This window comes from Pseudomonas sp. NFACC04-2 (assembly GCF_900119265.1).
Lineage (GTDB): Bacteria > Pseudomonadota > Gammaproteobacteria > Pseudomonadales > Pseudomonadaceae > Aquipseudomonas > Aquipseudomonas fluorescens_AA.
Map to the genome: position 1 here is coordinate 35,505 of NZ_FPJC01000015.1, position 24,732 is coordinate 60,236.

The 24,732-nt window shown below is 61.9% G+C and carries 26 protein-coding genes; 11 read left to right on the forward strand and 15 right to left on the reverse strand.

Annotated elements, in window-relative coordinates; translation table 11 throughout:
* Window positions 1-73 precede the first annotated feature (73 nt).
* The gene (locus BT125_RS19425; RefSeq protein ID WP_060740672.1) at window positions 74-355 is read left to right on the forward strand and encodes a hypothetical protein; all 282 of its coding nucleotides are present in this window, start codon (window positions 74-76) and stop codon (window positions 353-355) included.
* 222 nt (window positions 356-577) lie between these two features.
* On the opposite strand, the gene BT125_RS19430 is transcribed toward BT125_RS19425, so the two are convergent.
* Window positions 578-1,744 carry a 1-acyl-sn-glycerol-3-phosphate acyltransferase gene (locus tag BT125_RS19430; protein WP_072409375.1) on the reverse strand — a complete coding sequence of 389 codons (1,167 nt, stop codon included), beginning with the start codon at window positions 1,742-1,744 and terminating at the stop codon, window positions 578-580.
* A 139-nt stretch (window positions 1,745-1,883) separates the two neighbouring features.
* Here BT125_RS19430 and BT125_RS19435 point away from each other — a divergent pair, with 139 nt between their 5' ends.
* From BT125_RS19435 to BT125_RS19445, 3 genes are read left to right on the forward strand one after another with little or no spacing between them, the layout of a single operon-like run.
* Window positions 1,884-2,066, forward strand: a complete 183-nt coding sequence (locus BT125_RS19435; RefSeq protein ID WP_072409377.1) for a CPXCG motif-containing cysteine-rich protein — start codon at window positions 1,884-1,886, stop codon at window positions 2,064-2,066.
* Window positions 2,067-2,076: 10 nt separating this feature from the next.
* A complete protein-coding gene (locus tag BT125_RS19440; protein ID WP_072409379.1) occupies window positions 2,077-2,337 on the forward strand; it encodes a putative signal transducing protein in 261 nt (86 codons plus the stop codon).
* 39 nt (window positions 2,338-2,376) lie between these two features.
* Complete coding sequence (locus tag BT125_RS19445; RefSeq protein WP_072409381.1) at window positions 2,377-3,000, forward strand: SOS response-associated peptidase; 624 nt, start codon at window positions 2,377-2,379, stop codon at window positions 2,998-3,000.
* A 137-nt stretch (window positions 3,001-3,137) separates the two neighbouring features.
* Here BT125_RS19445 and BT125_RS19450 read toward each other — a convergent pair whose 3' ends face one another.
* The 3 genes from BT125_RS19450 to algW all read right to left on the reverse strand — a co-directional run bounded on the left by BT125_RS19450 (window position 3,138) and on the right by algW (window position 7,280).
* Complete coding sequence (locus BT125_RS19450; RefSeq protein WP_072409383.1) at window positions 3,138-3,857, reverse strand: DUF4198 domain-containing protein; 720 nt, start codon at window positions 3,855-3,857, stop codon at window positions 3,138-3,140.
* A 13-nt stretch (window positions 3,858-3,870) separates the two neighbouring features.
* Window positions 3,871-5,976, reverse strand: coding sequence for a TonB-dependent siderophore receptor (locus tag BT125_RS19455; protein WP_072409385.1), 2,106 nt, complete (start codon window positions 5,974-5,976; stop codon window positions 3,871-3,873).
* A gap of 143 nt (window positions 5,977-6,119) precedes the next feature.
* Entirely contained in the window at window positions 6,120-7,280 is a 1,161-nt protein-coding gene (gene algW / locus BT125_RS19460) for a Do family serine endopeptidase AlgW (protein ID WP_072344423.1), read from the reverse strand.
* Between the two features lie 103 nt (window positions 7,281-7,383).
* Here algW and BT125_RS19465 point away from each other — a divergent pair, with 103 nt between their 5' ends.
* The 3 genes from BT125_RS19465 to cysN all read left to right on the forward strand — a co-directional run bounded on the left by BT125_RS19465 (window position 7,384) and on the right by cysN (window position 11,217).
* Window positions 7,384-8,142: a Nif3-like dinuclear metal center hexameric protein gene (locus BT125_RS19465; RefSeq protein ID WP_072409387.1), complete on the forward strand. Its 759-nt coding sequence runs from the start codon at window positions 7,384-7,386 to the stop codon at window positions 8,140-8,142.
* A gap of 249 nt (window positions 8,143-8,391) precedes the next feature.
* The gene (cysD, locus tag BT125_RS19470) at window positions 8,392-9,309 is read left to right on the forward strand and encodes a sulfate adenylyltransferase subunit CysD (protein ID WP_003178041.1); all 918 of its coding nucleotides are present in this window, start codon (window positions 8,392-8,394) and stop codon (window positions 9,307-9,309) included.
* Window positions 9,310-9,318: 9 nt separating this feature from the next.
* Window positions 9,319-11,217, forward strand: coding sequence for a sulfate adenylyltransferase subunit CysN (gene cysN / locus BT125_RS19475; protein WP_060740680.1), 1,899 nt, complete (start codon window positions 9,319-9,321; stop codon window positions 11,215-11,217).
* A 175-nt stretch (window positions 11,218-11,392) separates the two neighbouring features.
* Here the strand turns inward: cysN and BT125_RS19480 are convergent, their stop codons facing one another.
* From BT125_RS19480 to BT125_RS19490, 3 genes are read right to left on the reverse strand one after another with little or no spacing between them, the layout of a single operon-like run.
* The gene (locus tag BT125_RS19480) at window positions 11,393-12,301 is read right to left on the reverse strand and encodes an acyltransferase (RefSeq protein WP_072409389.1); all 909 of its coding nucleotides are present in this window, start codon (window positions 12,299-12,301) and stop codon (window positions 11,393-11,395) included.
* Window positions 12,302-14,401, reverse strand: coding sequence for a phosphate acetyltransferase (gene pta, locus BT125_RS19485; RefSeq protein ID WP_072409391.1), 2,100 nt, complete (start codon window positions 14,399-14,401; stop codon window positions 12,302-12,304).
* A 60-nt stretch (window positions 14,402-14,461) separates the two neighbouring features.
* Entirely contained in the window at window positions 14,462-14,800 is a 339-nt protein-coding gene (locus tag BT125_RS19490; RefSeq protein ID WP_072409394.1) for a DUF3565 domain-containing protein, read from the reverse strand.
* Here BT125_RS19490 and BT125_RS19495 point away from each other — a divergent pair.
* The 3 genes from BT125_RS19495 (at window position 14,769) to BT125_RS19505 (ending at window position 17,221) form a co-directional block, all read left to right on the forward strand.
* On the forward strand, window positions 14,769-15,254 hold the full coding sequence (locus BT125_RS19495; protein ID WP_072409396.1) for an FKBP-type peptidyl-prolyl cis-trans isomerase: 486 nt from the start codon (window positions 14,769-14,771) through the stop codon (window positions 15,252-15,254). The genes BT125_RS19490 and BT125_RS19495 overlap by 32 nt on opposite strands.
* 117 nt (window positions 15,255-15,371) lie before the next feature.
* Complete coding sequence (locus tag BT125_RS19500) at window positions 15,372-15,854, forward strand: glutathione peroxidase (protein WP_072409398.1); 483 nt, start codon at window positions 15,372-15,374, stop codon at window positions 15,852-15,854.
* A 263-nt stretch (window positions 15,855-16,117) separates the two neighbouring features.
* On the forward strand, window positions 16,118-17,221 hold the full coding sequence (locus BT125_RS19505) for an NADH:flavin oxidoreductase (protein WP_072409400.1): 1,104 nt from the start codon (window positions 16,118-16,120) through the stop codon (window positions 17,219-17,221).
* 138 nt (window positions 17,222-17,359) lie between these two features.
* Here BT125_RS19505 and BT125_RS19510 read toward each other — a convergent pair whose 3' ends face one another.
* Window positions 17,360-18,559 (reverse strand): glycosyltransferase family 4 protein, encoded by a 1,200-nt coding sequence (locus BT125_RS19510; protein ID WP_072409402.1) that lies wholly within the window; start codon window positions 18,557-18,559, stop codon window positions 17,360-17,362.
* A gap of 39 nt (window positions 18,560-18,598) precedes the next feature.
* Window positions 18,599-19,354 carry a sulfate transporter CysZ gene (cysZ, locus tag BT125_RS19515; protein WP_072409404.1) on the reverse strand — a complete coding sequence of 252 codons (756 nt, stop codon included), beginning with the start codon at window positions 19,352-19,354 and terminating at the stop codon, window positions 18,599-18,601.
* Window positions 19,355-19,664: 310 nt separating this feature from the next.
* On the opposite strand from cysZ, the gene trxB reads away from it, so the two are divergent.
* Window positions 19,665-20,627, forward strand: coding sequence for a thioredoxin-disulfide reductase (gene trxB, locus BT125_RS19520; protein WP_003205459.1), 963 nt, complete (start codon window positions 19,665-19,667; stop codon window positions 20,625-20,627).
* Window positions 20,628-20,809: 182 nt separating this feature from the next.
* On the opposite strand, the gene BT125_RS19525 is transcribed toward trxB, so the two are convergent.
* From BT125_RS19525 to folM, 6 genes are all read right to left on the reverse strand, one after another.
* Window positions 20,810-22,060: a 2-aminoadipate transaminase gene (locus BT125_RS19525; protein WP_072409407.1), complete on the reverse strand. Its 1,251-nt coding sequence runs from the start codon at window positions 22,058-22,060 to the stop codon at window positions 20,810-20,812.
* Between the two features lie 202 nt (window positions 22,061-22,262).
* Window positions 22,263-22,601 (reverse strand): HopJ type III effector protein, encoded by a 339-nt coding sequence (locus BT125_RS19530; RefSeq protein WP_072409409.1) that lies wholly within the window; start codon window positions 22,599-22,601, stop codon window positions 22,263-22,265.
* Window positions 22,594-22,890, reverse strand: coding sequence for a DUF1244 domain-containing protein (locus tag BT125_RS19535; protein WP_053125114.1), 297 nt, complete (start codon window positions 22,888-22,890; stop codon window positions 22,594-22,596). The genes BT125_RS19530 and BT125_RS19535 overlap by 8 nt, the downstream gene beginning before the upstream one ends.
* A gap of 99 nt (window positions 22,891-22,989) precedes the next feature.
* Window positions 22,990-23,370, reverse strand: coding sequence for a dihydroneopterin triphosphate 2'-epimerase (folX, locus tag BT125_RS19540; RefSeq protein WP_072409411.1), 381 nt, complete (start codon window positions 23,368-23,370; stop codon window positions 22,990-22,992).
* A complete protein-coding gene (folE, locus tag BT125_RS19545; protein WP_014340148.1) occupies window positions 23,371-23,931 on the reverse strand; it encodes a GTP cyclohydrolase I FolE in 561 nt (186 codons plus the stop codon).
* Window positions 23,932-23,951: 20 nt separating this feature from the next.
* A complete protein-coding gene (gene folM / locus BT125_RS19550) occupies window positions 23,952-24,662 on the reverse strand; it encodes a dihydromonapterin reductase (RefSeq protein WP_072409414.1) in 711 nt (236 codons plus the stop codon).
* Window positions 24,663-24,732 lie beyond the last annotated feature (70 nt).

Here is a 24,732-nt window from a genome sequence, read left to right on the forward strand (position 1 = left end):
TTTCGGTAGAATTCGCGCCCTGTTCGTAGGCCACGGGCGTGTCAGTCCTGTCCGTTATCGCTTGAGGTTCGTGATGTCGTTGCATCTGTTTTCGTTGTTCGCTGCCCACCCCGCCAAACTGATCAACCTGCTCGCGTTGCTGTTTGCCTGCCCGGGCGGCTGGGTACTGCACGCGACGCGTCGTCGTGAACAACGGGCGCGAGCCTGCCTGCAAGCACGCAATGGCAATGGCGAGGAGCGTTTCGAAGCACTGCTGGACCTGGCCACCCAGCGCATGAACCGGTTCTTCTATCGGTTCGGCTTTGGCTGCCTGGCGCTGGCGTTGCTGGTGTCGTGGATCAGTACGCAGTTCTGACTGCGTAGCCGTGGCGAGGGCGCTTGCAGCGCAAGCGAGGGCCGCTAGGCAAAGGTGCTTTTGTGGCGAGGGAGCTTGCTCCCGCTGGGCTGCGAAGCAGCCCCCTCTTGAACGGTCAACCTCAAGGCTCTGACTAACCGCAAGCCCGTTTTGCGATTGCTGCGCAATCGAGCGGGAGCAAGCTCCCTCGCCACAGGGAGCCCATGTCCTCAGACCTATCGCTTAAAGCGCCAACCCCGCCTTGACCCGATACTGATTACGTACCGGCGTCGCATACTGCAGCACCAGGAACGGCCGGTGTTCCGGCGGGCAAGCGTCCAGCCGACGCTGCCATTCTTCCTGGGCCTTGGCCAGTTCATCGGCGCCAAACACCTCGGCCGCCGTCGGCACCTGCAACTGCGGGTCGGCATCGGCCCATTGGGCGTAAGCCAGGTAATGCACCGGGAACAGGCGGTAGCCGCCGAGAATCTGCCGGTCCATTTCCAGGGCCAATTGCTTGGTGTCCTCGAACAGCTCGGTGATGGGCGCGGCGAAGTTCACGTGGACCCGGCCCTTGTAGCCGGTGATGCCCTTGGCGATGCTCACGTCGTCTTCGCCCGGTGCCTTGGTGTAGGTGCCGGTGGTGGCGCGGATGTACAACTCGCGGGCCTTGGCCTGGTCGCACGGGTCGTATTCGTAGCTGATCGACACCGGCGTGAGGTTCAGCGACTGGATCACCTCGCCGAACGGCTCCTCCTTGCGGCTCATGTGGAACATCTTGAGGATCGCCGATTCGGTCCGGTCGTCACCGTCCTTGGCCCGCCCTTCGGCCTGGGCGATCCAGATCGAGGCGCAGTCGTTGCGGATCGAATGGTTGATGTACGCCGACAGCAACTGGTACGCCGCCATTTTTTCCCGCCGTCCGGTGATGGAGCGGTGCACGATGAAGCTCTTGTTCAGGCGCATCAGGTCGCTGACAAAAGGCTTTTGCAGCAGGTTGTCGCCAATGGCGATGCGCGGCGTCGGCAGACCGGCGTGGTACACGGCGTAGTTGACGAAGGCCGGGTCCATCACGATATCGCGGTGGTTGGCGATGAACAGGTAGGCGCTGCCGGACTTGAATTGCTCCACGCCGGTGTAGGTCACGCCATCGGTGGCGCGCTCGATGGTGTGGTCGACGTAGAACTCCACCTTGTCCTGCAAAGTGGCGACCGACGTCACACCGGCGAACTCACGGCGCAATCTTTGCGCTATAAGGGGTTTGAGCATCCAGCCGAAGGCGCCGGCCAGGCGTGGGAAGCGGAAGTGGGTGAGGATATCTAGAAACGCCTTGTCGCCGAGCAGCCGTGCCAGCACCGCTGGGACTTCGCTGTCGTCGTAAGGTCGGATGGCATCGAATTCGCCCATCATGCTCTCTTGTTGGAAACGGCTAGGGTAAGTAAAGGTTCGATCGAAAAAACGACGGGGCACGGCCTGGAAGATAAGCCAGACGAAAATAGCCCTGCAAATAGACCGGCGATTATACGCACAAGTCACTTGGGAGACCGCGATGCTGGAGCAGGCTCATTATGATTGTCCCTATTGCGGGGAGAATGTGGAGACAACCGTGGACTTGTCCGGCGGCGACCAGACCTACATCGAAGACTGTCAGGTGTGCTGTCGACCGATCACCTTTGTGCTGCAGGTCCATGGCGAGGAATGGCATCTCGAAGTCTTCAGCGAAAACGAATGATGGGGCGCCCATGCAGCGAATCTACGAACTGGAAAACCTGATGGAAGGCGAGTTGTTGCAAGGGATGCTTGCGAGCGAAGGCATCACGGCGCATCTGGTGGGACGTGATTTGCTGGGCGGCGCGGGGGAGTTGCCCATGCGGGGCCTGCTGGGGCTGGCGGTGGAGGACGAGCAGGCGCAATACGCCCGTGAGTTGATCGCCGCGTACAATGCCGCGCTGCCGCTGCCCGGCGACGAACCGGACAGCTACCCCGGCACGCTGGTCTGTTAGGCTGGTGGTCGTTCGTTCGATCAAGAGTTGTGTTGCCCCATGTGTGGACGTTATGCCCTGTTTCGCTGGAACCCCACCTTTGCGGCCCTGCCCGGTTTTCCCGCCGATCAGAAGGCCCAGTGGAATATTTCGCCCAACGATTCGGTGCTGATACTGCGGGCCGGCGCCGAGGGCCAGCGCGAGCTGGCTCGGGCGCGCTGGGGCCTGACGCCGCCGTGGCTGACCGACCTGTCCCGCACCCCGGCCCACGCCCGGGCCGAAACCGTGGCCGAGCAGCCGATGTTTCGCGAGGCCTTGCGCCTGCGCCGCTGCCTGCTGCCGGCCAACGGCTTTTATGAGTGGCGCGGCGGCACGCGCAAGCGCCCGTACTGGCTGACGCCGGGGGAGGGCTCGTCGTTGTTTTTTGCCGCGATCTGGGAAGCGTATCCGGTGCAGGAGCAGGTGTGGCTGAGCACGGCGGTCATCACCCAGCCGGCGGCGGGCCAGCGCCGGCCGTTGATCTTGGACGAAGAAGGCCAGCGCCTGTGGCTCGACCCGCAGACACCGCTGCATGCCTTGCAAGGGTTGCTGGCAAGCGAGCCGGCGCCACTGCGCGAGCGGGTATTGGCCAATATGGTCAATGATCCGAAGCTCAATGGGCCGGAGTGCTTGACGCCTGCTTGAGTTTTGCGGCGATTGTGCCGGCATCATCGCGAGCAAGCTCGCTCCCACAGTGGGTTACTGGGTGTTCACAAAAAATGTGTTCACCGCCTCTCCCCTGTGGGAGCGAGCTTGCTCGCGATGGCGTCGTGTCAGTCAACCTACTCGTGATGCGGTTCGCCCAGGAAGGTCAGCGAGGTGAACACGCCGCGGGTGGCCACGTCCTTGTTGTCCTTGAGCGCAATTTCCATCTGCGCCGCGATCACATTCAGGCCCTCGTTGCGCACCAGCACCTTGGCTCGGCCTTCTGCGTCGGTTTCAGTCGAGACGGTGTTCGGCGCACTGCGGTAGTCGCCCACCAGTTTCACACCGGACGCCGGTTTGCCATCCAGCAGCACCCGTACCGGCAATGACTGGCCCGGGCCTACGGTCAGCGGGTCGACTTCCGGCAGGATCACGAACTTGATCGGTGCAAGCGCCGGCAGTTTCGCCCCCGGCTCATAGATCGCCAGGCTGTACTTGAACGTCTGGGTCGACTCGATCGCCCCGGGCACTTTGCTGCGGCCTTCGTTGATCCACTTCTTGTCCGCGGTCTGGGACCACATGCCATTGTCTAGCGCCACTGCCAGCACGGCGGGCGGCTTGAGCGGTTGCAGGCGGGCGTGGTCCGGCAGGCGTTCTACGGTGACCGGGATCATCTTGCCGCCCAGGTCATAGGCCCAGGCACCGCTGATTTTCTGCGCCTTGAAGGCATTGTCTTCGGCGCCGTGGCCGTAGATCACTTCGATGTTGCCGCGACGCTGTTCGGTCCACAGGCCATGGGCCGAGGCCTGTGTGGTCAGGAGCAGGCCGAGCAGGGCGAAGGTCTTGGGGTGTTTCATGCCGTTTTTCCTTTTACAGAGCGAGGGTGAGGCTGACGGTGAAGTTGCGTGGCGCGCCGGGGGTGACCCAGTAGTTGCTGTAGGCGCGCTCGTAATATTTTTCGTCGAAGACGTTATTCAGGTTCAGGCCCACGGTGACGTCGTCGCTGGCCTTGTAATGGGCCAGCAGGTCCACGGTGTGGTAGGCCGGCAGTTCGAAATCCTTGCCGGTTTCGCCCGAGCGATCTCCGACATACGTGAACGCCGCGCCCAGGTCCGAACCGCGCAGGTGCCCGTCCTGGAACTCGTAGACTCCCAGCACGCTGCCGCTGTGTTTGGCGACGCCGAGGATCCGGCTGCCGGTGGGATTTTCCCGGTCACCCTGGGTCACTTCGGCATCGATGTAGGCATAGGCGCCGATCACGCGCACGGCGTCGGTCACCTGCCCAGTCACTTGCAGGTCGATGCCCTGGCTGCGGGCCTTGCCGATGGCGCGGCTGAAGTCGGTCCCGGCGACCGGGCTCAGGACGTTTTCCTTCTCTATATGGAAGGCCGCCAGGGTGGTGCTCAGGCGATCGTCGAACAACTCGCTCTTGATCCCCACTTCATAGCCCACCCCTTCCTCGGGATCGAAAGTCTTGCCGCTGGCATCCAGGCCGTTGTTGGGCTTGAACGAGGTGGAGGCGTTGGCGAACAGTCCGACTTCGGGTGTCAGTTGATACAGCAGGCCGGCTCGGTGCGTCAGGGTGTCGTGGCGCTGGCGGCTGGTTTTACCGCGGGTGTGGTCGTCGATGCTCTGCTCGAAATGCTCATAACGCACGCCGAGCATGCCCCGCAGCTTGTCGGTGAAGACGATCTGGTCCTGCAGGTTCAACGCGCGGCTTTGCACATGTTCGAAGAAGTCTGTGCCGGTCCGGGCACCATTGGGTTTCGGCTGGCCGTAGATCGGCTGATAGATGTCGATGGGGTAGGTGCTGCCACCGATGGTGGTTACGCGCTCGTTTTTGCGGTAGTCCTCGTATTCGCTGCCGACCAGCAGTTCGTGCTGCCACGGGCCGAGGTCGAACAGGCCGCGTAATTCCAGCTGGGTGATGCTGTCGTGCCAATTGTTGTCGCGCTCGCGATAGCGGCGATTCACCGTGTGGCCGTCGGCGTTCAGCGGGCGCGCTTCAGAGGCGAAGCCCCAGAGTTCACCTTGTTTGTAGTGGCTGGCCAGGCGCAGTTGCCAGGTGTCGTTGAGCTGATGCTCCAGGGCGGCCTGGAGCATGTTGTTGTGATTGTCGATGTCGCCGTCGTTGGGTTCGCCCAAAAAGGTCGAACGGGAAACGCCGCTCCAGCGATTGTTCGGGGCGACGATGCCACGGTCGAATGTCGAGCTGTGGCGCACGATTTCGCTTTCCACCAACAACCGCGTGTCGGGGTTCAACTGCCAACTGATGGAGGGCGCGACGAAGACACGCTTGCTGTCGACGTGATCGCGAAAGCTGTGATTGTCCTCCACCGCCAGGTTGACCCGCGACAGCAATTGGCCCTCGGCGTCCAGTGGTGTGTTGACATCCAGTGCGGTGCGGTAGCGGTCCCAACTGCCGGCGCTGGTCTGCAAGGTGGTGAAGGCTTCCGGTTGCGGTTTCTTGGTGACAATGTTCACCGTACCGCCGGGATCGCCCCGGCCATACAGGCTGGCGGCCGGGCTCTTGAGCACTTCGATGCGTTCGATGTTCGCGGCGTCCGGCGTGCTCGGATAACCGCGGTTGGCGCTGAAACCGTCCTTGTAGAACTCCGAGGTGGTGAAGCCGCGCACGCTGTATTCGTAGAGCGTCAGGCCGCCGAAGTTGTTCTGCTTCGACACACCACCGGCATATTCCAGGGCCCGCTCGACGCTGGTGCTGCCCAGGTCCTTGAGCACGCTGGCGGGAATTACGCTGATCGATTGCGGGATGTCGCGCAGGGCGGTGTCGGTTTTGGTGGCGCTGGCCGAGCGGGTGGCGCGATAACCCGTGACAGGTCCGGTGGGGGATTCGTAGTCGGACGTCACGGTGATGGCGTCCAGTTCCAGTGGCTGGGTTTCTTCGGCGCAGGCCGGATCGCCCAGTAGGCCCAAGGCAAGGCTGGCAGCTGAAATCCGTTTTAAGGATGACATGTTATGTTGTTCCAATTTTTAGTATTGAAACAATATAACACTACTAATGAGAATTTATGCTATCTGTATTTTCGGTGGAAACCGAACCGGACACTGTTTTTGTGGCGAGGGAGCCAGCTCCCTCGCCATGGGATCTGGGAGGCTTATTGCTCTTCCTTGAGCACCACCGGCGCCGGCGGTGGCCGCAGGCCGATTTCAGCGGTGAGCTTGAGCTCCTTGCCGTTGCGCATGACCTGGATCGTCACCTTATCGGTGGGCTTGATCCGCGCCACCTGGTTCATTGAGCGGCGGCCATCGCCGGCCGGTTCGCCATCGATGCTCAGGATCACATCGCCCAGTTGCAGGCCGGCCTTCTGCGCCGGACCATCGCGGAAAATCCCCGCCACCACGATACCGGGCCGCCCGGACAAGCCGAAGGACTCCGCCAACTCCTGGGTCAGCGGCTGGACTTCAATGCCCAGCCAGCCACGGATCACCTGGCCGTGTTCGATGATCGACTTCATCACCTCCATCGCCAGCTTCACCGGAATGGCGAAACCGATGCCCTGGCTGCCGCCGGACTTGGAAAAGATCGCCGTGTTGATCCCGGTGAGGTTGCCGTTGGCATCCACCAGCGCGCCGCCGGAGTTGCCGGGGTTGATCGCGGCGTCGGTCTGGATGAAATCCTCGTAGTTGTTCAGGCCCAGCTGATTGCGCCCGGTGGCGCTGATGATGCCCATGGTCACGGTCTGGCCGACGCCGAACGGGTTGCCGATAGCCAGGGCGACGTCACCGATGCGGATGCTGTCGGAGCGGCCGATGGTAATGGCTGGCAGGTTCTTCAGGTCGATCTTCAACACCGCCAGGTCGGTTTCCGGGTCGCTGCCGATCACCCGAGCCAGGGTTTCACGGCCGTCCTTGAGGGCCACCACGATCTGGTCGGCACCGCTGGTGACGTGGTTGTTGGTCAGGATGTAGCCTTCCGGGCTCATGATCACGCCCGAGCCCAGGCTCGACTCCATGCGTTTCTGCTTGGGCGAGTTGTCGCCGAAGAAACGCCGGAATTGCGGGTCTTCGAACAGCGGATGGCTGGGTTTGTTGATGACCTTGGTGGTGTACAGGTTCACCACGGCCGGCGCGGCGGTGGTCACGGCGTCGGCATAGGACACCGGCCCCTGCTGCACCGCCTTGGTTTGCGGCGCCTGCTGCAGGTTGACGTCGAGGCTCGGCAGGCCGACCCATTCCGGGTAGCGCTGGATAATCAGTAGAGCGACAAGCACGCCGGCCAACAGCGGCCAGCCGGAAAAACGCAGCGCCTTGAGCATTAAGCACGTCCTACAAAGGTTGCAGGCGGTATGAGACCGCCCATAATGTCGCGCATTATACGAGGCCGCGCGCGCCTCTGAACGGGATATTTAGGAGTCTTTTATGGCCGTAGCCCTGAACACCCTGGTTGAAGAAGCGGACCGTTACCTGGCCAGCAGCCGGATTGCCGATTATTGTCCCAACGGCCTGCAGGTCGAAGGCGCGCCCCAGGTGATGCGCATCGTCAGCGGTGTCACCGCCAGCCAGGCGCTGCTCGATGCCGCCGTCGAGGCCGAGGCCGACCTGGTGCTGGTGCATCACGGTTACTTCTGGAAGGGCGAGAACCCTTGCATCACCGGTATGAAACAGCGTCGCCTCAAGACGCTGCTCAAGCATGACATCAGCTTGCTGGCCTATCACTTGCCCCTGGACCTGCACACCGAGGTGGGCAATAACGTGCAGTTGGCCCGCCAGTTGGACATCACCGTCGAGGGACCACTGGATCCGGATAATCCCAAGGTTGTCGGTCTGGTCGGCTCCCTGTCCGAACCAATGACGGCGCGGGATTTCGCGCGCAAGGTTCAGGAAAGCCTGGGGCGCGAGCCCTTGCTGATCGAAGGCGGGCAGATGATCCGCCGAGTTGGGTGGTGCACCGGTGGCGGCCAAGGTTATATCGACCAGGCGGTGCAGGCCGGGGTCGACCTGTACCTCAGCGGCGAGGCGTCGGAACAGACCTTCCACAGCGCCCGGGAAAACGGCATCAGCTTCATCGCCGCCGGGCACCATGCGACCGAGCGCTACGGTGTCCAAGCATTGGGCGACTACCTGGCGCGACGGTTTGCCCTGGAGCACATCTTCATCGATTGTCCGAATCCCATCTGACTGTAACCGAACCTGTGGGAGCGGGCTTGCTCGCGAATGCGGTGGGTCAGTCAACAGTTATGCAACTGAACCACCGCATTCGCGAGCAAGCCCGCTCCCACAAAGGTCGGCGCAATACCCGAACCCCCAGGCATATCCATATGCTGTTTCGATCTAGTTGGCGTCCTGATTAGAAGAGGTCGCTGTGCTAGGATTCCCCGCTCGAACACGGCCCGCTGGCCGTTCATAAGAAAGTTTTCGTGAGTAGCCATGGTCGACAAACTGACGCATCTGAAACAGCTGGAGGCGGAAAGCATCCACATCATCCGCGAGGTGGCCGCCGAGTTCGATAACCCGGTGATGCTGTACTCCATCGGTAAAGACTCCGCCGTGATGCTGCACCTGGCACGCAAGGCGTTCTTCCCGGGCAAGCTGCCGTTTCCGGTGATGCACGTCGACACCCGCTGGAAATTCCAGGAAATGTACAAGTTCCGCGACCGCATGGTCGAGGAACTGGGCCTGGACCTGATCACCCATGTGAACCCGGACGGCGTGGCGCAGGGCATCAACCCGTTCACCCATGGCAGTGCCAAGCACACCGACATCATGAAGACAGAAGGCCTCAAGCAGGCCTTGGACAAATATGGTTTCGACGCCGCGTTCGGCGGTGCCCGTCGCGATGAAGAGAAGTCCCGCGCCAAGGAGCGCGTGTACTCGTTCCGTGACAGCAAGCACCGCTGGGACCCGAAGAACCAGCGTCCGGAGCTGTGGAACGTCTACAACGGCAAGGTCAACAAGGGCGAGTCGATCCGCGTATTCCCGCTCTCGAACTGGACCGAGCTGGACATCTGGCAGTACATCTACCTCGAAGGCATCCCGATCGTGCCGCTGTACTTCGCCGCCGAGCGTGAAGTGATCGAGAAGAACGGCACGCTGATCATGATCGACGACGAGCGCATCCTCGAGCACCTGTCCGACGAAGACAAAGCCCGTATCGTCAAGAAGAAAGTGCGTTTCCGTACCCTTGGCTGCTACCCGTTGACGGGGGCGGTGGAGTCCGAGGCCGAGAGCCTGACGGACATCATTCAGGAAATGCTCCTGACGCGAACTTCCGAGCGCCAGGGCCGGGTCATCGACCACGATGGCGCAGGCTCGATGGAAGATAAAAAACGTCAAGGTTATTTCTAAGGGGCTGTCATGTCGCATCAATCTGATTTGATCAGCGAGGACATCCTCGCCTACCTGGGCCAGCACGAGCGTAAAGAGCTGCTGCGCTTTTTGACCTGCGGTAACGTCGACGACGGCAAGAGCACCCTGATCGGGCGCCTGCTGCACGACTCCAAGATGATCTACGAAGATCACCTGGAAGCCATCACCCGCGATTCGAAGAAAGTCGGCACCACCGGGGACGATATCGACCTGGCGCTGCTGGTCGACGGCCTGCAGGCCGAGCGCGAACAGGGCATCACCATCGATGTCGCGTACCGCTATTTCTCCACCGCCAAGCGCAAGTTCATCATCGCCGATACCCCCGGCCATGAGCAGTACACCCGCAACATGGCCACCGGTGCGTCCACCTGTGACCTGGCGATCATCCTGGTGGATGCCCGCTACGGCGTGCAGACCCAGACCCGTCGCCACAGCTTCATCGCCTCGTTGCTGGGCATCAAGCACATCGTCGTGGCCATCAACAAGATGGACCTCAAGGACTTCGACCAGGGCGTGTTCGAGTCGATCAAGGCCGACTACCTGAAGTTCGCCGAAGGCTTGAAGATGAAGCCCACCAGCATGCATTTCGTGCCGATGTCGGCCCTCAAGGGCGACAACGTGGTGAACAAATCCGAGCGCTCGCCGTGGTACACCGGCCAGTCGCTGATGGAAATCCTCGAGACCGTGGAAGTGGCGGGCGACCGCAACTTCACCGACCTGCGTTTCCCGGTGCAGTACGTCAACCGTCCGAACCTGAACTTCCGCGGTTTCGCCGGCACCCTCGCCAGCGGCATCGTGCACAAGGGCGACGAAGTGGTGGTGCTGCCGTCGGGCAAGAGCAGCCGCGTGAAATCCATCGTCACCTTCGAAGGCGAGCTGGAGCACGCCGGTCCAGGCCAGGCGGTCACGCTGACCATGGAAGACGAGATCGACATCTCCCGTGGCGACCTGTTGGTGCATGCCGACAACGTCCCGCCGGTCACCGACAGCTTCGAAGCGATGCTGGTGTGGATGGCTGAAGAGCCGATGTTGCCCGGCAAGAAATACGACATCAAGCGCGCCACCAGCTACGTGCCGGGCTCCATTGCCAGCATCGTCAACAAAGTGGATGTGAACACCCTTGAAGAGGGCCCGGCCAGCGCGCTGCAGCTCAACGAAATCGGCAAGGTGAAGATCGCCCTGGATGCGCCGATCGCCCTGGACGGTTACGAAAGCAACCGCACCACCGGCGCATTCATCGTCATCGATCGCCTGACCAACGGCACGGTCGGCGCCGGTATGATCGTCGCCCAGCCGCTGACCCACGGCAGCAGCACGCACCACGGCAAACTGGCCCATGTGTCGGTGGAAGAACGCGCCCAGCGCTTCGGCCAGCAACCGGCCACGGTCTTGTTCAGTGGCCTGTCGGGCGCGGGTAAAAGCACCCTGGCCTATGCGGTCGAGCGCAAGTTGTTCGACTCGGGTCGTGCGGTCTTTGTCCTCGATGGCCAGAACCTGCGCCATGACCTGAACAAGGGCCTGCCCCAGGATCGTGCCGGGCGGACCGAGAACTGGCGCCGTGCGGCGCATGTCGCTCGTCAGTTCAACGAAGCCGGCTTGCTGACCCTCGCCGCGTTCGTTGCGCCGAGTGCCGAAGGGCGTGAGCAGGCCAAGGACCTGATCGGCCGTGAGCGTCTGCTGACGGTCTACGTCCAGGCCTCGCCAGCAGTGTGTGCCCAGCGTGATCCGCAAGGGCTGTATGCCGCCGCCGGCGACAATATCCCGGGCGAGTCCTTCCCGTATGACGTGCCGCTGGATGCCGACCTGGTCATCGACACCCAGGCGCTGACCCTGGAAGAGAGCGTCAAGCAGGTGCTGGATCTGCTGCGCAAGCGTGGGGCGATCTAAGGAACGCCGCTGTCAGTAAAAAGCCCGCGGATGAGTGATCGTCTGCGGGCTTTTTCATTTCCAGAGGGTCGCTCGATCAAATGTGGGAGCGGGCTTGCCCGCGAAGACGGTGGAACATCCAACATCTCCATGAGCTGATCCACCGCTTTCGCGGGCAAGCCCGCTCCCACATGGATTAACGGTGGTCTGGATACTCGCGGTGCATCTGCTCCAGCAACGCATCCTTGTCCTGCCACAGCTGGTTGATCCAGCCCTGGAACTCCAGGCGATACGCACCGTCCTGGTCGTAGTTCTTGCCGATGAACTGCGGCGGAATCTTCAGCTCCTGGAAATGCACCACCACGTCTCCAACGTTGCCGCAGAGCAAATCCCAATACCCCGGACGCCCGCCCGGATAATGGATGGTCACGTTGATGATCGACTCCAGTTGCTCACCCATGGCATCGAGCACGAACGCGATGCCACCGGCCTTGGGCTTGAGCAAGTAGCGGAACGGTGACTGCTGTTGGGCATGCTTGCCGTCGGTGAAACGCGTGCCTTCGACGAAGTTGAAAATGCCCACGGGGTTGTTGCGAAACTTCGCGCAAGTCTTGCGAGTGGTTTCCAGGTCCTTGCCTTTCTTTTCCGGATGCTTTTCCAGGTATGCCTTGGAGTAGCGCTTCATGAACGGGAAGCCCAGGGCCCACCAGGCCAGGCCGATCACCGGCACCCAGATCAGCTCCTGCTTGAGAAAGAATTTCAATGGCCGGATGCGCCGGTTCAGCACGTACTGCAACACCATGATGTCGACCCAGCTCTGGTGGTTGCTGGTGATCAGGTAGGAATGCTGGTAGTCCAGGCCCTCCAGGCCACTGAGGTGCCAGCGGGTACGGCGCAGCAGGTTCATCCAGGCCTTGTTGTTGCTGATCCACGCCTCGTGGATATGGCCCATCAGCCAGTCGGTGAAGCGTTGGGCAGCGGGGAAGGGCAGCAACAGCTTGAAAATCGCCACGATGAACAGCGGCGTGCAGCAGGCGATGGTGTTCAGCGCCAACAGCAGCGAGGCAATGACGCCGCGCACGGCGGCAGGCAGGAAATCCAGCATTTAAATATCCATGGGTCGGTTGGCGGCTTGGATCGCGGTCAGGGCGATGGTGTACACGATGTCGTCGACCTGGGCGCCGCGAGGCAAGTCGTTCACCGGTTTGCGCAGGCCTTGCAGCATGGGCCCGAGGCTGACGCAATCGGCGCTGCGCTGCACGGCCTTGTGGGTGGTGTTGCCGGTGTTGAGGTCGGGGAAGATGAACACCGTCGCCCGGCCGGCCACTTGGCTGTTGGGTGCCAATTGCCGCGCCACGGTTTCATTGGCGGCGGCGTCATATTGCAGCGGACCGTCGATCAGCAGGCCATGCTGGGCTTCGTGGGCCAGCAGGGTGGCTTCACGGACTTTTTCCACTTCTTCACCACTGGCCGACTCGCCACTGGAATAACTGAGCATCGCCACCCGCGGCGTGATGCCGAACGCCGCGGCCGAGTCGGCGCTTTGCAGGGCGATTTCCGCCAGTTCCGCAGCGCTGGGGTGCGGGTTCATCACGCAGTCGCCATAGACCAGCACTTCTTCGGGAAACAGCATGAAAAACACCGAGGACACCAGGGAGCAACCCGGCGCGGTCTTGATCAGTTGCAACGCCGGACGGATGGTGTTGGCGGTGGAGTGGATGACCCCGGATACCAGCCCGTCCACTTCATCCAGGGCCAGCATCATGGTGCCGATGACCACAGTGTCTTCCAACTGCTGCTCGGCCATTGGCGCGTTCAGGCTCTTGCTCTTGCGCAACCTCACCATCGGTTCGACATAACGCTCGCGAATCGAATCCGGGTCAAGAATCTCCAGCCCCGGTGGCAGCTCGATGCCTTGGGCGCGGGCCACCGCTTCGACGTCGGCCGGTTTGGCCAGCAACACGCAGCGGGCAATGCCCCGGGCCTGGCAAATGGCGGCGGCCTGGACGGTCAGCGGTTCGCTGCCTTCGGGCAGCACGATGCGTTTGTTGGCGGCTTGGGCGCGCTGGATCAACTGATAGCGGAACACCGCCGGCGACAAGCGCATTTCCCGCGGGGTGCCGCAACGCTGGTGCAGCCATTTGGCATCCAGGTGGCTGGCGACGAAATCGGTGATGATCTCCGCACGTTCGCGGTCATCGATGGGAATTTCCTTGTTCAGGCCGTTGAGCAGGTTGGCGGTGTCATAGGAGCCGGTGCTTACCGACAGCACCGGTAACCCTGCCTGCAAGGCGCCGCGGCACAGGTCCATGATGCGTGGGTCGGGCAGGGTGTCGCTGGTCAGCAGCAGGCCGGCCAGTGGCACGCCGTTGATCGCCGCCAGGCTCACGGCGAGGATGATGTCGTCGCGATCGCCGGGGGTCACCACCAGTACGCCGGGCTTGAGCAGTTCCACCGTGTTGCGCATGGTGCGGGCGCAAATGATGATGTTGCTCATGCGCCGGGTTTCGTAGTCGCCGGCATTGAGCACTTGGGCGCTCATCAGGTCGGCCACGTCGCGGGTACGCGGGGCGTTGAGTTCGGGACGAAACGGGATGCAACCGAGCAGGCGGAAATCGCCGCTGCGCAGCAGGGGCGAGTGCTCCTTGAGGCGTGCGGAAAACGCCTCCATGCTTTCCTCGGTGCGGACCTTGTTCAGGATCACCCCGAGGACTTTCGGGTCCTTCGGCCCGCCGAACAGCTGCGCCTGCAACTCCACCCGCCCGGAAAGCTCGGTCAGCACTTCGTTCTCCGGCGCCGATACCAGGATGACCTCGGCGTCGAGGCTCTTGGCCAGGTGCAGGTTGACCCGGGCGGCGTAGCTGGCGTTGCGGGTCGGGACCATGCCTTCGACGACCAGCACGTCCTTGCCGATGGCCGCTTGCTGGTAAAGGGTGATGATTTCTTCCAGCAGCTCATCGAGCTGGCCGTCGCCGAGCATGCGCTCGACGTGCGCCAGGCCCAGGGGCTGCGGGGGCTTGAGGCCATGGGTGCGGGCCACCAGCTCGGTGGAACGCTCCGGCCCGGTGTCGCCGGGGTGCGGCTGGGCAATGGGTTTGAAAAAGCCGACTTTCAGTCCGGCCCGTTCAAGAGTACGCACCAGCCCGAGGCTGATGGAGGTCAGACCCACACCAAAATCGGTGGGCGCGATAAAAAAAGTTTGCATGCGGATTCTCTAAAGGAGCATGGCAATGGCGCGGCCTATGTCTGGCCGTCTACCCACAATTCAGTCGCCAAGGTTATCGCTAACCGAGCCTTGAGCGCACCAGCCGCAAGCAAAGGGCTGGCCTATTTTTTCAATACGTTGCACAGGGTCCAGCACCCAGGCCCGGGACTGCCAGGGTGGCTGGTGGCGCAGGTGCTGGGTATGGCCGCAGGACAGCTCGGCCACCCAGTGCCCGTCCTCATCCTGATGGAAGCCGGTGACCGTCGGTCTGTTCGAGCAGGCCCGTTTGTCCGGGTTCCGTTCGCTTTCGGGCAAATCCTTGTTTAGACTTGTCCGTTCTTCATTCTTATGCAAAAGGTCTCGCCCCATGCTGATCGCCGCCAATAAGGCTGTCTCCATTGACTATACCCTGACCAACGACGCTGGTGAGGTCATCGACAGCTCTGCCGGCGGCGCTCCGCTGGTCTACCTGCATGGCGCAGGCAACATCATCCCGGGCTTGGAAAAAGCCCTGGAAGGTAAAGCGGTCGGTGACGACCTGAACGTTGCCGTCGAGCCGGAAGACGCTTACGGTGAATACTCCGCCGAACTGGTCAGCACCCTGAGCCGCAGCATGTTCGAAGGCGTGGATGAGCTGGAAGTGGGCATGCAGTTCCACGCCTCGGCACCTGATGGCCAGATGCAGATCGTCACCATCCGCGACTTGGAAGGCGATGATGTCACCGTTGACGGCAACCACCCGTTGGCTGGGCAGCGCTTGAACTTCAAGGTCAAGATCGTCGACATCCGTGACGCCAGCCAGGAAGAAGTCGCCCATGGTCACGTCCATGGCGAAGGTGGTCATCACCACTGATTTGTGCGCTACGCTCAAGTTGACTGGAGAGGCGCCCTATGGCGCCTTTTTAGTCGCTTGCTGTTAGCATCACCCGTGGCTGTTTTCGAAAAAAGATCCGCAAACCTGGAGTTCGTCATGAGTGCTTTCCACGACCTTAAACTCAAAGCCCTGGATGGTCAGGAGCTTGCTCTGGCGCCGTTCAAGGGGCAAGTCGTGCTGGTGGTCAACGTCGCCTCCAAATGTGGCCTGACGCCTCAGTACGCGGCGCTGGAAAATCTTTATCAGCAATACAAGGACAAGGGGTTCAGCGTGCTGGGCCTGCCCTGCAATCAGTTCGCCGGGCAAGAGCCGGGGACCGAGCAGGAAATCCAGGAATTTTGCAGCCTCAACTACGGCGTGACGTTTCCGCTGTCCAGCAAGCTGGACGTGAACGGTCATGATCGTCATCAGTTGTATCGCCTGCTGGCGGGCGAGGGAGCCGAGTTTCCCGGGGACATTACCTGGAACTTCGAAAAATTCCTGCTCGGCAAGGACGGCCGGGTGCTGGCGCGCTTCTCGCCGCGTACGGCGCCGGATGACCCCACGGTGATCCAGGCGATCGAAAAAGCGCTGGGTTGATTCTCAAGACATTGCAGCCATGATGATGCCCCCCTGTGGCGAGGGAGCTTGCTCCCGCTGGGCTGCGTAGCAGCCCTTTTCCTTGCGATTGCTGCGCAACCGAGCGGGAGCAAGCTCCCTCGCCACAGGGTCCTGGCTTAGCCCCTTCTCAGCGCTTCCTTCTGATCCTTAATCATTCAAATCAATAGTGCTACCCAGCGCTCCCCATGCTCCATATTATCGTCGTCATATCCGACCTGTGACTTCGTCCCGTGGAGTGCCCCATGCCTGCAAAAGCCCTGTTCAAACCCTTCCACCTCGGCGCGTTCGAGTTGCCAACCCGGGTGGTGATGGCGCCGATGACCCGTTCCTTTTCGCCGGGTGGCGTGCCGAACGCCAAGGTGGTCGAGTACTACCGTCGCCGTGCGGCGGCCGGGGTAGGCCTGATCATCACCGAGGGCACGACGGTCGGGCACAAGGCCTCCAACGGTTATCCAAATGTGCCGCATTTCTATGGCGATGCCGCGCTGGCCGGTTGGAAAAAAGTGGTCGATGCGGTGCACGCCGAAGGCGGCAAAATCGTTCCACAGTTGTGGCATGTGGGCAGTGTGCGCCGCATCGGCACCGAGCCGGACGCCAGCGTGCCCGGCTATGGTCCGAGCGAAAAACTCAAGGACGGCCAGGTGGTGGTCCACGGCATGACCCAGGCTGATATCGACGAGGTTATCGCTGCGTTCGCCCAGGCGGCGAAAGACGCCAAGAGCATCGGCATGGACGGGGTGGAAATCCACGGCGCCCACGGCTACCTGGTGGACCAATTCTTCTGGGAAGGCAGCAACCAGCGCACTGACGGTTATGGCGGCAGCCTGGCCAACCGCTCGCGCTTCGCGATCGAATTGATCCGTGCCGTGCGAGCGGCAGTGGGCGAGGGTTTCCCGATCATTTTCCGCTTCTCCCAATGGAAGCAGCAGGATTACACCGCGCGCCTGGTGCAGACCCCCGAAGCCTTGGGCGAATTCCTCAAGCCGTTGTCCGAGGCGGGCGTGGACATTTTCCACTGCTCGACACGGCGCTTCTGGGAGCCGGAGTTCGAAGGCTCCGAGCTGAACCTGGCCGGCTGGACCCGCAAGCTCACCGGCAAGCCCACCATCACCGTCGGCAGCGTCGGCCTGGATGGCGAGTTCTTGCAGTTCATGGTCAACACCGACAAAGTCGCGCAACCGGCCAGCCTGGAAAAGCTGCTGGAGCGCTTGAATAACGATGAGTTCGACCTGGTGGCGGTGGGGCGTGCGTTGCTGGTGGATCCGGACTGGGCGCAAAAAGTCCGTGAAGGGCGGGAGCAGGAAATCTTGCCGTTCAGTCGCGAAGCCTTGATGACATTGGTTTAAGCGACGCCTGATCTGACGCTATCGCGAGCAAGCTCGCTCCCACATTTGATCTTCAGCGAACATGAGTCTGGTGTTCGACAAAGACCCCGCTGTGGGAGCGAGCTTGTTCGCGATGGCGATCTCAATATCGCCGAAGACTCAGCGTACTGTCGGCTCAGCGGGCATCACTGATTCGCCGACACAAACCCCACGCAACTGCGCCTCAAATTGCTCGATCACCGCCGCCCAACCCTGGCGACTGGCATGCTGGCGCGCATTGAGCCGCACGCAACGCAAGGCCTCGCGCTCCTCCAGCAGCCAACGGGCGGCATCGCAGAACGCCTCTTCATCCCCCGGCATCGCCAGCACGCCGTTATAGCCGTGGCGAATGTGTTGCGCAGCCGCGGCCTGATCGTAGGCCACCACACCCAGGCCGGACGCCAGCGCCTCCAACACCACGTTGCCGAAGGTTTCGGTCAGGCTCGGAAAGACAAACACATCCCCGGACGCATAGTGGCTGGCCAGCGCCTCACCGCGTTGCGAGCCGCAAAAGATCGCCTCGGGCAATTCCTGCTCCAGCTCGGACCGCTGCGGGCCGTCGCCGACCACCACCAGCTTCATCCGTCGTCCCGGAAAAGCGCTGCACAGCGTGTCGAAACTGCGCTTGAGCAGCCCCAGGTTTTTTTCCGGTGCCAAACGTCCGACATGGAGCACGGCGATGTCGTCGTCGCCCAGGCCCCACGTTTCGCGCAGGCTCGACGAGCGCTTGATTGGGTGAAACAGTTGGCTGTCCACGCCGCGGGACAACAACGCCACGCGCTCGAAATGCCGTCGTTCCAGTTCCAGGCGCTGGCTGAGACTGGGCACCAGGGTCAAGCTGGAGCGGTTGTGAAACCAGCGCAGGTAATGGGTGAGCACGCGACTCAACAGCCCGAGGCCGTACTGTTGGGTGTATTGCTGGAAATTGGTGTGGAAACCACTGACCACCGAGATGCCCAGGCGCCTTGCCGCCCGCAGCGCCGACAAACCCAGCGGCCCTTCCGTGGCGATGTAGAGCACGTCCGGACGATGACGTTTCCAGCGCCTGAGCAGCTTGTGCATCGACGCCTGGCCCCACTGCAAACCCGGATAGCCCGGCAGCGGCCAGCCCCGGCACAGCAGCAACTGCTCGTCACCGGCTTGGCGTAAGTCGTCGGCCTGGCGAGGCCGTATCAACTCGACCCGATGCCCGCGGGCGCGCAAGCCGTCGTACAGGCGGCCCAAGGTATTGGCCACGCCATTGATTTCCGGCGGGAAGGTTTCGGTGATCAGGGTAATGTGCAGGGGTGTGGTCATGACCCCAGTGTCGACCGGGGCCATTTCGTCATTGTGACGCCAGGATGATGGATTTGTGACGGCTCAGCCCTGACGGGCCAAGGCGGTCTCGGCGCCTTGCTCGCGCACCCAGAACAAGGTCGCCCCGGCCACCGCCGCTGGCATCATCAGGATGTTCACCACCGGGATCAGCAGCACCAGGTACACGCTGCCGCCAAAACCCAGGCTCTGCCAGCGTTTTTCCCGCAGCCAGGCGAGCATTTCGTTCCAGCCCAGCTTGTGGTTGTCCGCTGGGTAGTCGATGTACTGGATCGCCATCATCCACACGCCGAACAGCAGCCACAGGGGGGCCGCCACCAGATTGACCACAGGGATGAACGACAGCACGAACAACCCCAGGGCGCGGGGCAGGAAATAGCCGAGTTTGCGCGCTTCCCGCCCGAGGGTCCGGGGGATCATGGCAATCAACTCGGCCCAGCTGAAGGCCGGGAAGTCGTCGGTGCCACGGACGACCACTTCGACTTTTTCCGCGAGAAAACCGTTGAACGGCGCGGCAATGATGTTGGCGAGCATGGTGAAGGTAAAGAACACCATCAGCACGACGAGCACCACGAACAGCGGCCAGAGTACATAGCTGAGGAAACTCAGCCACTCTGGCAGCGACGGCATCAGCGTATCGACCCACAGGCTGAATTGATGGCCGGCCAGGTAAATCAATCCGACGAACAGCACCAGATTGATCGCCAGGGGCAAGAGTACGAACAGACGCAGGCCCGGGCTCAGGACCAGCTTGAGGCCTTCTCGCAAATATTGCGGGCCGGACAGGACGGGGGCGGGCATAGATGACTCCGAGCGAAGGTGAACGCGCCGACCTTACCGGCTTTACCCAGCGCGGGAAAGCGGCGACATGGCGCGTAACAACCTTTATGCAGCGAATGCGCCTATTGAACAGGGCACTGGGGATAGAGCTCACCTATGAGCTGGATTGTTAAACCGTATTTCCTTAATCTTCGCTCCCTCGATACGCTGCACCCATTCTTTTCCAGGACTGTCGAACCCAAGCCTTCCCCAAGTGCGTCAACGGTCCTTTTTTATTCACGCCGCTCACCCGGCGTTCCGGCCCGCAAGGTCCGGTCAACAGGAGCAGGTCATGTCTGAAGTGCGTCATTCGCGAGTGATTATCCTTGGTTCCGGCCCTGCCGGTTACAGTGCTGCGGTTTATGCGGCCCGTGCCAACCTCAAGCCGCTGCTGATCACCGGCATGCAGGCCGGCGGTCAATTGACCACCACCACCGAAGTCGATAACTGGCCGGGCGATGTCCATGGCCTGACCGGCCCGGCCTTGATGGAGCGCATGAAGGAACACGCCGAGCGCTTCGAGACCGAGATCGTTTTCGACCACATCAATGCCGTGGACTTCGCCGCCAAGCCATACACCTTGACCGGCGACAGCGCGACCTACACGTGCGATGCCCTGATCATCGCCACCGGCGCCAGCGCTCGTTACCTGGGCCTGCCGTCGGAAGAAGCCTTCATGGGCAAAGGTGTGTCGGCTTGCGCCACCTGCGACGGTTTCTTCTACCGCAACAAGCCAGTGGCTGTGGTCGGTGGCGGTAACACCGCGGTCGAGGAAGCGCTGTACCTGGCCAACATCGCCAGCACAGTCACTCTGATCCACCGTCGCGAAACCTTCCGCGCCGAGAAGATCCTGATCGACAAGCTCAACGCCCGCGTCGCCGAAGGCAAGATCATCCTCAAGCTCAATGCGACCCTGGACGAAGTGCTGGGCGACAACATGGGCGTGACCGGTGCCCGCCTGAAGAACAACGACGGCAGCTTTGACGAGATCAAGGTCGACGGCGTCTTCATCGCCATCGGCCACACGCCGAACACCTCGCTGTTCGAAGGCCAGCTGGAGCTCAAGGACGGCTACCTGGTGGTCAAGGGCGGCCGCGACGGCAACGCCACCGCCACCAGCGTCGAAGGTATCTTCGCGGCCGGCGACGTGGCCGACCACGTCTACCGCCAGGCGATCACCTCGGCCGGTGCCGGTTGCATGGCAGCCCTGGATACCGAGCGTTACCTGGATGGCCTGCAGAACGCTTCGTTCTGATTCATCGGGCATGAAAAAACCGGCTTCGGCCGGTTTTTTTCTACTTAGGTTCCATGCAAACCCTGTGGGAGCGGGCTTGCTCGCGAATGCGGTGGATCAGTCGACACAGTGTTGACTGACAGACCGCATTCGCGAGCAAGCTCGCTCCCACAGGGTTTTTGTGGGCTCAGAAGCACTGCATTTCAGGCCAGCTTCGCCAGGCACGCCTCCAGAATATCCAACCCCTCTTCCAGCACTGCCGGCTCGGTCGTCAATGGCGCCAGCAGCCGCACGATGTGTCGCGACTTGCCACTGGGCATCAGCAGCAGGCCCGATTCCCGTGCCAGGGCCAGCAGTTGCGTCAATTGTGCCGAGGCCGGGGTGCCGTCGGCGTGGCTCAGCTCGATGCCGCGCATGGCGCCGATGCCGGTCAGGCGGCCCAGGTAGGGGCTTAGCTCGCGGTGGCGCCAGGATTCGTAGCGGCTGACGATCGCCTCTTGCTGTTGCACGCCCCAGGCGTGCAGGTTGGTGTCGGTCATTTCGTCCAGGGTTGCCAGTGCGGCGGCGCAGGCGATGGGGTTACCCGAGTAGGTGCCGCCCAGGCCACCCTTGGGCAGGTTGTCCAGCAGTGCCTTGCGTCCCACCACAGCCCCCAGGGGCACGCCGCCGGCGATGCTTTTGCCCAGCAGGATCAGGTCCGGTTCGATGCCCAATCGAGAGAAGGCAAAGCGCTGGCCGGTGCGGCCGAAGCCGGACTGGATCTCATCGATGATCAGCACAATGCCCTTGTCATCACAGAACTGCCGCAGGGCTTGGGCGAAGGACACGTCAATCGCCAGGAAGCCGGCTTCGCCCTGCACCGGTTCGACAATGAAACAGGCCACGTCATTCACATCGATCTCGACGCTGAACAGCCGCTCCATGGCCTTCAAGGCCTCTTCGCAGGTGACGCCGTTGTCCTGGCTGGGGTACGGCAGGTGATACACCGGCCCGGGCAGGACACCGACTTTCTGTTTGTAAGGCGCGACCTTGCCGTTGAGGTTGAGGGTTGCCAGGGTGCGACCGTGAAAGGCACCGTCAAACGCGATCACGGCGGTACGGCCGGTGGCGCCCCGCACGATCTTCAAGGCGTTCTCCGCCGCCTCGGCACCGCTGTTGGTGAGCATGCCGCTGACCGGGTAATCCACCGGGACAAACGCCGCCAGGCGTTCCATCAATTCAATGTAGGGAGCGTGAGGGGCGGCGTTGAATGCGTAGTGAGTCAGCCGCGTAGCCTGTTCGCGGATCGCCTCGACAATGCGCGGATGACAATGGCCGAGGTTCAATACACCAATGCCCCCGACAAAGTCGATGTAGCGTTTGCCGTCAGTGTCCCAGACCTCGGCGTTCCTGCCGTGGCTGAGGCTGACGGGATGCACGATGGAGATCGATTGGCTGATGGTTTCGCTGCTCATGGATGACGGCCCGGACGAAGGAGAAATTTCCGTTATCTAAGCCGCGAGCAGAGGGGCCCGGCAAACGAAATAAAGTTGCCGGGTCAATCTTAAAAGTCGGGATGTTGGAAAGTATTGGTCAGCCAGGATGAGCGCGGCCCTTGTGGCGAGGGAATAAATCCCCTCGCCACAAAAACGGGCCTCACCACACAGGCAGGATCGATCAGCGCCGTTGCAGCGGCGGAGCCTCGAACGTCACACCTGCCAGGCCATGCACCATCAGCGCGCGGATATTGCCATGATCACTGCCTTCGGGCGTGGCCAGTACCGAACGGTAATGTTCGCCGAACGCCAGCAGCGCTTCTTCATCGCTCAAGCCTTCGAGCAGTGCCAGGCCCAGGGTCTTGCACGAGCCTTCGTTCTGCCCGGCGGCGTTTTGCACGCCGCCGTTATTGAAGGCCCGGGGCTGGTAATCGTAGCCGGCGGCGATAAAGGCCAGGGTGTCGGCGAAGGCATGTTCGCCGCTCTTGAGGCAGCTACGCAGGGCATTGAGATCAGGCATCGGGTTTTCCTTTGGCGAACGCCGCCTGTTGTTCGGCGCTGGCTTCTTTCTGGTATTGGGCTTTCCATTCGGCGTACGGCATGCCGTAGATCACTTCGCGGGCGTCGTCGAGGCTGACCTCGACCTGGCGCTCGTCGGCGGCGGCCTTGTACCACTTGGACAGGCAGTTGCGGCAGAAACCGGCGAGGTTCATCAGGTCGATGTTCTGCACATCCTTGCGGCTGTCCAAGTGGGCAACCAGCCGACGGAAAGCGGCGGCTTCGAGTTCGAGGCGTTGTTGATCGTTCATGGAGGTCTCTGCAAGGCAGCTTCAAGGGGCAAGCTTCAAGCTGCAAGAGTGGATTTGCGGTGGTCAGGCTTGAAGCTTACAGCCTGAGGCTTGCAGCTGCTACGAAGTAGCCCGACTTGCTGCGAGCGTAATCGACACTGATTCGGCGAATCGCAAGGCGTGGGGCTTGTCGACTTCGACTTCGGCGTACAGCACCGACTCGTTGGCCATGACCAGGTCGAGCAATTCCTGGGTCAGGCGTTCGAGCAGGGCGAAGCGGTGGCCTTCCACGTGGGCGATGATCGCCTTGGTGATGGTGCGGTAGTTCAGCGCGTGGTCGATGTCGTTGTCGCGCACCGCCTCCTGGGCGGCATAGAGGATGGTCAGGTTGATCAGCACATCCTGCTTGTTGAGGATTTCATCCTCGTTGATGCCAATGAAGGTGCGCAGGCGCAGGTCCTTGACCTTGATGCGTGCCATGGCTGGCTGAAGTTGTGGCATTTACTTGCTCCGTCGAATCAATTGCAGGAACTCCTGGCGCGTGGTGCTGGAATCGCGAAAGGCGCCGAGCATCACCGAGGTGTTCATGGTCGAGTTCTGTTTTTCGACACCGCGCATCATCATGCACATGTGCTGGGCCTCGATCACCACCGCCACGCCAGCGGCCTGTGTGACCTGCTGCACCGCGTCGGCGATTTGCCGGGTCAGGTTTTCCTGGATCTGCAGGCGGCGGGCGAACATGTCCACCAACCGGGCGATCTTCGACAGCCCCAGGACCTTGCCGGTAGGAATATAAGCCACATGGGCCTTGCCGATGAAGGGCAACAGGTGATGTTCGCACAGGGAATAGAGTTCGATGTCGGCGACGATCACCATTTCATCGCTGTCAGAGGCGAACAGCGCGCCGTTGACGATTTGCTCGACGCTTTGTTCGTAGCCGTGGCAAAGGTACTGCATGGCCTTGGCGGCACGCACCGGGGTATCGAGCAAACCCTCGCGCTCGGGGTTTTCCCCCAGGCCAATGAGGATCTCGCGGTAGTTCTGGGGCAGGGATAGCGTCATGGTGCATCCTCGAAACAAGGCTATTTGACGTGCCGCCCGCCGTTGACGGTCAGGGTCGTGCCGGTGACATAAGGGTTGTCCAGCAGATAACGCAGGCTCTGGTAGATCACTTCGCTGCCGGGTTCGATACCCAGTGCGGACTTGGCCAGGGCCTTGGCGCGGTAAGCCGCGTCGTCTTCGGGGTTGAACAGTAGCAGGGCCGGGGCGATGCCGTTGACCTTGATGGCCGGGGCGAACTTGGCCGCGAACGACAGGGTCAGGCTTTCCAGGCCGGCCTTGGTGGCGCAATAGGCGATATGTCGGGCGCTGCCCTTGCGGGTCACATCATCGCTGATGTGTACGATATCCGCCGGCGTTGAACGCAGCAGCAACTCGGCGCAATGCAGGTTGATCAGGTAAGGTGCAAGCATGTGCACACCGAACATGGCGCTGAAGGCCGCCGCTTCGCTGCCAGGCTCCTCGGTCATCCAGGCCGAAGCGTTGTGGACGATGGCTCGCAGCCGGTCGGTGTGCTGCTTGAATTGTTCGATAAAGGCCAGGATCCCCGTTTCGCTGGAGAAGTCGGCGAACAGCACCACCGCCCCCAAGTCCCGCAACGTTTGCACACCAGGGCGTTCGGTACGATAGGTCGCGATCACCGGGTGCCCGTCCTCCAGCAAGCGCCGGGCGCAATGCAGGCCGACGCGCTGGGCTGCACCAGTGATCAGGATCGGGGCGGTGGCGCTGGACATGGGACGGCTCGGTTCACGGCAAGAGCAAAACTATAACAGCGACGCGGGGCGCGTCCTATGTACAAAGGGC

Coding starts and splice junctions, on each gene's coding strand:
- BT125_RS19530 (WP_072409409.1), bottom strand. CDS start 22,601: ATGCCTGATCTCAATGCCCTGCGTAGCTGCCTCAAGAGCGGCGAACAT.
- pta (WP_072409391.1), bottom strand. CDS start 14,401: ATGCAAACTTTTTTTATCGCGCCCACCGATTTTGGTGTGGGTCTGACC.
- cysN (WP_060740680.1), top strand. CDS start 9,319: ATGTCGCATCAATCTGATTTGATCAGCGAGGACATCCTCGCCTACCTG.
- BT125_RS19480 (WP_072409389.1), bottom strand. CDS start 12,301: ATGCTGGATTTCCTGCCTGCCGCCGTGCGCGGCGTCATTGCCTCGCTG.
- BT125_RS19445 (WP_072409381.1), top strand. CDS start 2,377: ATGTGTGGACGTTATGCCCTGTTTCGCTGGAACCCCACCTTTGCGGCC.
- BT125_RS19435 (WP_072409377.1), top strand. CDS start 1,884: ATGCTGGAGCAGGCTCATTATGATTGTCCCTATTGCGGGGAGAATGTG.
- BT125_RS19490 (WP_072409394.1), bottom strand. CDS start 14,800: ATGGAGACAGCCTTATTGGCGGCGATCAGCATGGGGCGAGACCTTTTG.
- BT125_RS19505 (WP_072409400.1), top strand. CDS start 16,118: ATGCCTGCAAAAGCCCTGTTCAAACCCTTCCACCTCGGCGCGTTCGAG.
- folE (WP_014340148.1), bottom strand. CDS start 23,931: ATGACGCTATCCCTGCCCCAGAACTACCGCGAGATCCTCATTGGCCTG.
- BT125_RS19500 (WP_072409398.1), top strand. CDS start 15,372: ATGAGTGCTTTCCACGACCTTAAACTCAAAGCCCTGGATGGTCAGGAG.
- BT125_RS19510 (WP_072409402.1), bottom strand. CDS start 18,559: ATGGCCCCGGTCGACACTGGGGTCATGACCACACCCCTGCACATTACC.
- BT125_RS19465 (WP_072409387.1), top strand. CDS start 7,384: ATGGCCGTAGCCCTGAACACCCTGGTTGAAGAAGCGGACCGTTACCTG.
- trxB (WP_003205459.1), top strand. CDS start 19,665: ATGTCTGAAGTGCGTCATTCGCGAGTGATTATCCTTGGTTCCGGCCCT.
- BT125_RS19525 (WP_072409407.1), bottom strand. CDS start 22,060: ATGAGCAGCGAAACCATCAGCCAATCGATCTCCATCGTGCATCCCGTC.
- folM (WP_072409414.1), bottom strand. CDS start 24,662: ATGTCCAGCGCCACCGCCCCGATCCTGATCACTGGTGCAGCCCAGCGC.
- cysD (WP_003178041.1), top strand. CDS start 8,392: ATGGTCGACAAACTGACGCATCTGAAACAGCTGGAGGCGGAAAGCATC.
- BT125_RS19450 (WP_072409383.1), bottom strand. CDS start 3,857: ATGAAACACCCCAAGACCTTCGCCCTGCTCGGCCTGCTCCTGACCACA.
- BT125_RS19455 (WP_072409385.1), bottom strand. CDS start 5,976: ATGTCATCCTTAAAACGGATTTCAGCTGCCAGCCTTGCCTTGGGCCTA.
- BT125_RS19535 (WP_053125114.1), bottom strand. CDS start 22,890: ATGAACGATCAACAACGCCTCGAACTCGAAGCCGCCGCTTTCCGTCGG.
- BT125_RS19495 (WP_072409396.1), top strand. CDS start 14,769: ATGCTGATCGCCGCCAATAAGGCTGTCTCCATTGACTATACCCTGACC.
- BT125_RS19430 (WP_072409375.1), bottom strand. CDS start 1,744: ATGATGGGCGAATTCGATGCCATCCGACCTTACGACGACAGCGAAGTC.
- BT125_RS19440 (WP_072409379.1), top strand. CDS start 2,077: ATGCAGCGAATCTACGAACTGGAAAACCTGATGGAAGGCGAGTTGTTG.
- algW (WP_072344423.1), bottom strand. CDS start 7,280: ATGCTCAAGGCGCTGCGTTTTTCCGGCTGGCCGCTGTTGGCCGGCGTG.
- cysZ (WP_072409404.1), bottom strand. CDS start 19,354: ATGCCCGCCCCCGTCCTGTCCGGCCCGCAATATTTGCGAGAAGGCCTC.
- folX (WP_072409411.1), bottom strand. CDS start 23,370: ATGCCACAACTTCAGCCAGCCATGGCACGCATCAAGGTCAAGGACCTG.
- BT125_RS19425 (WP_060740672.1), top strand. CDS start 74: ATGTCGTTGCATCTGTTTTCGTTGTTCGCTGCCCACCCCGCCAAACTG.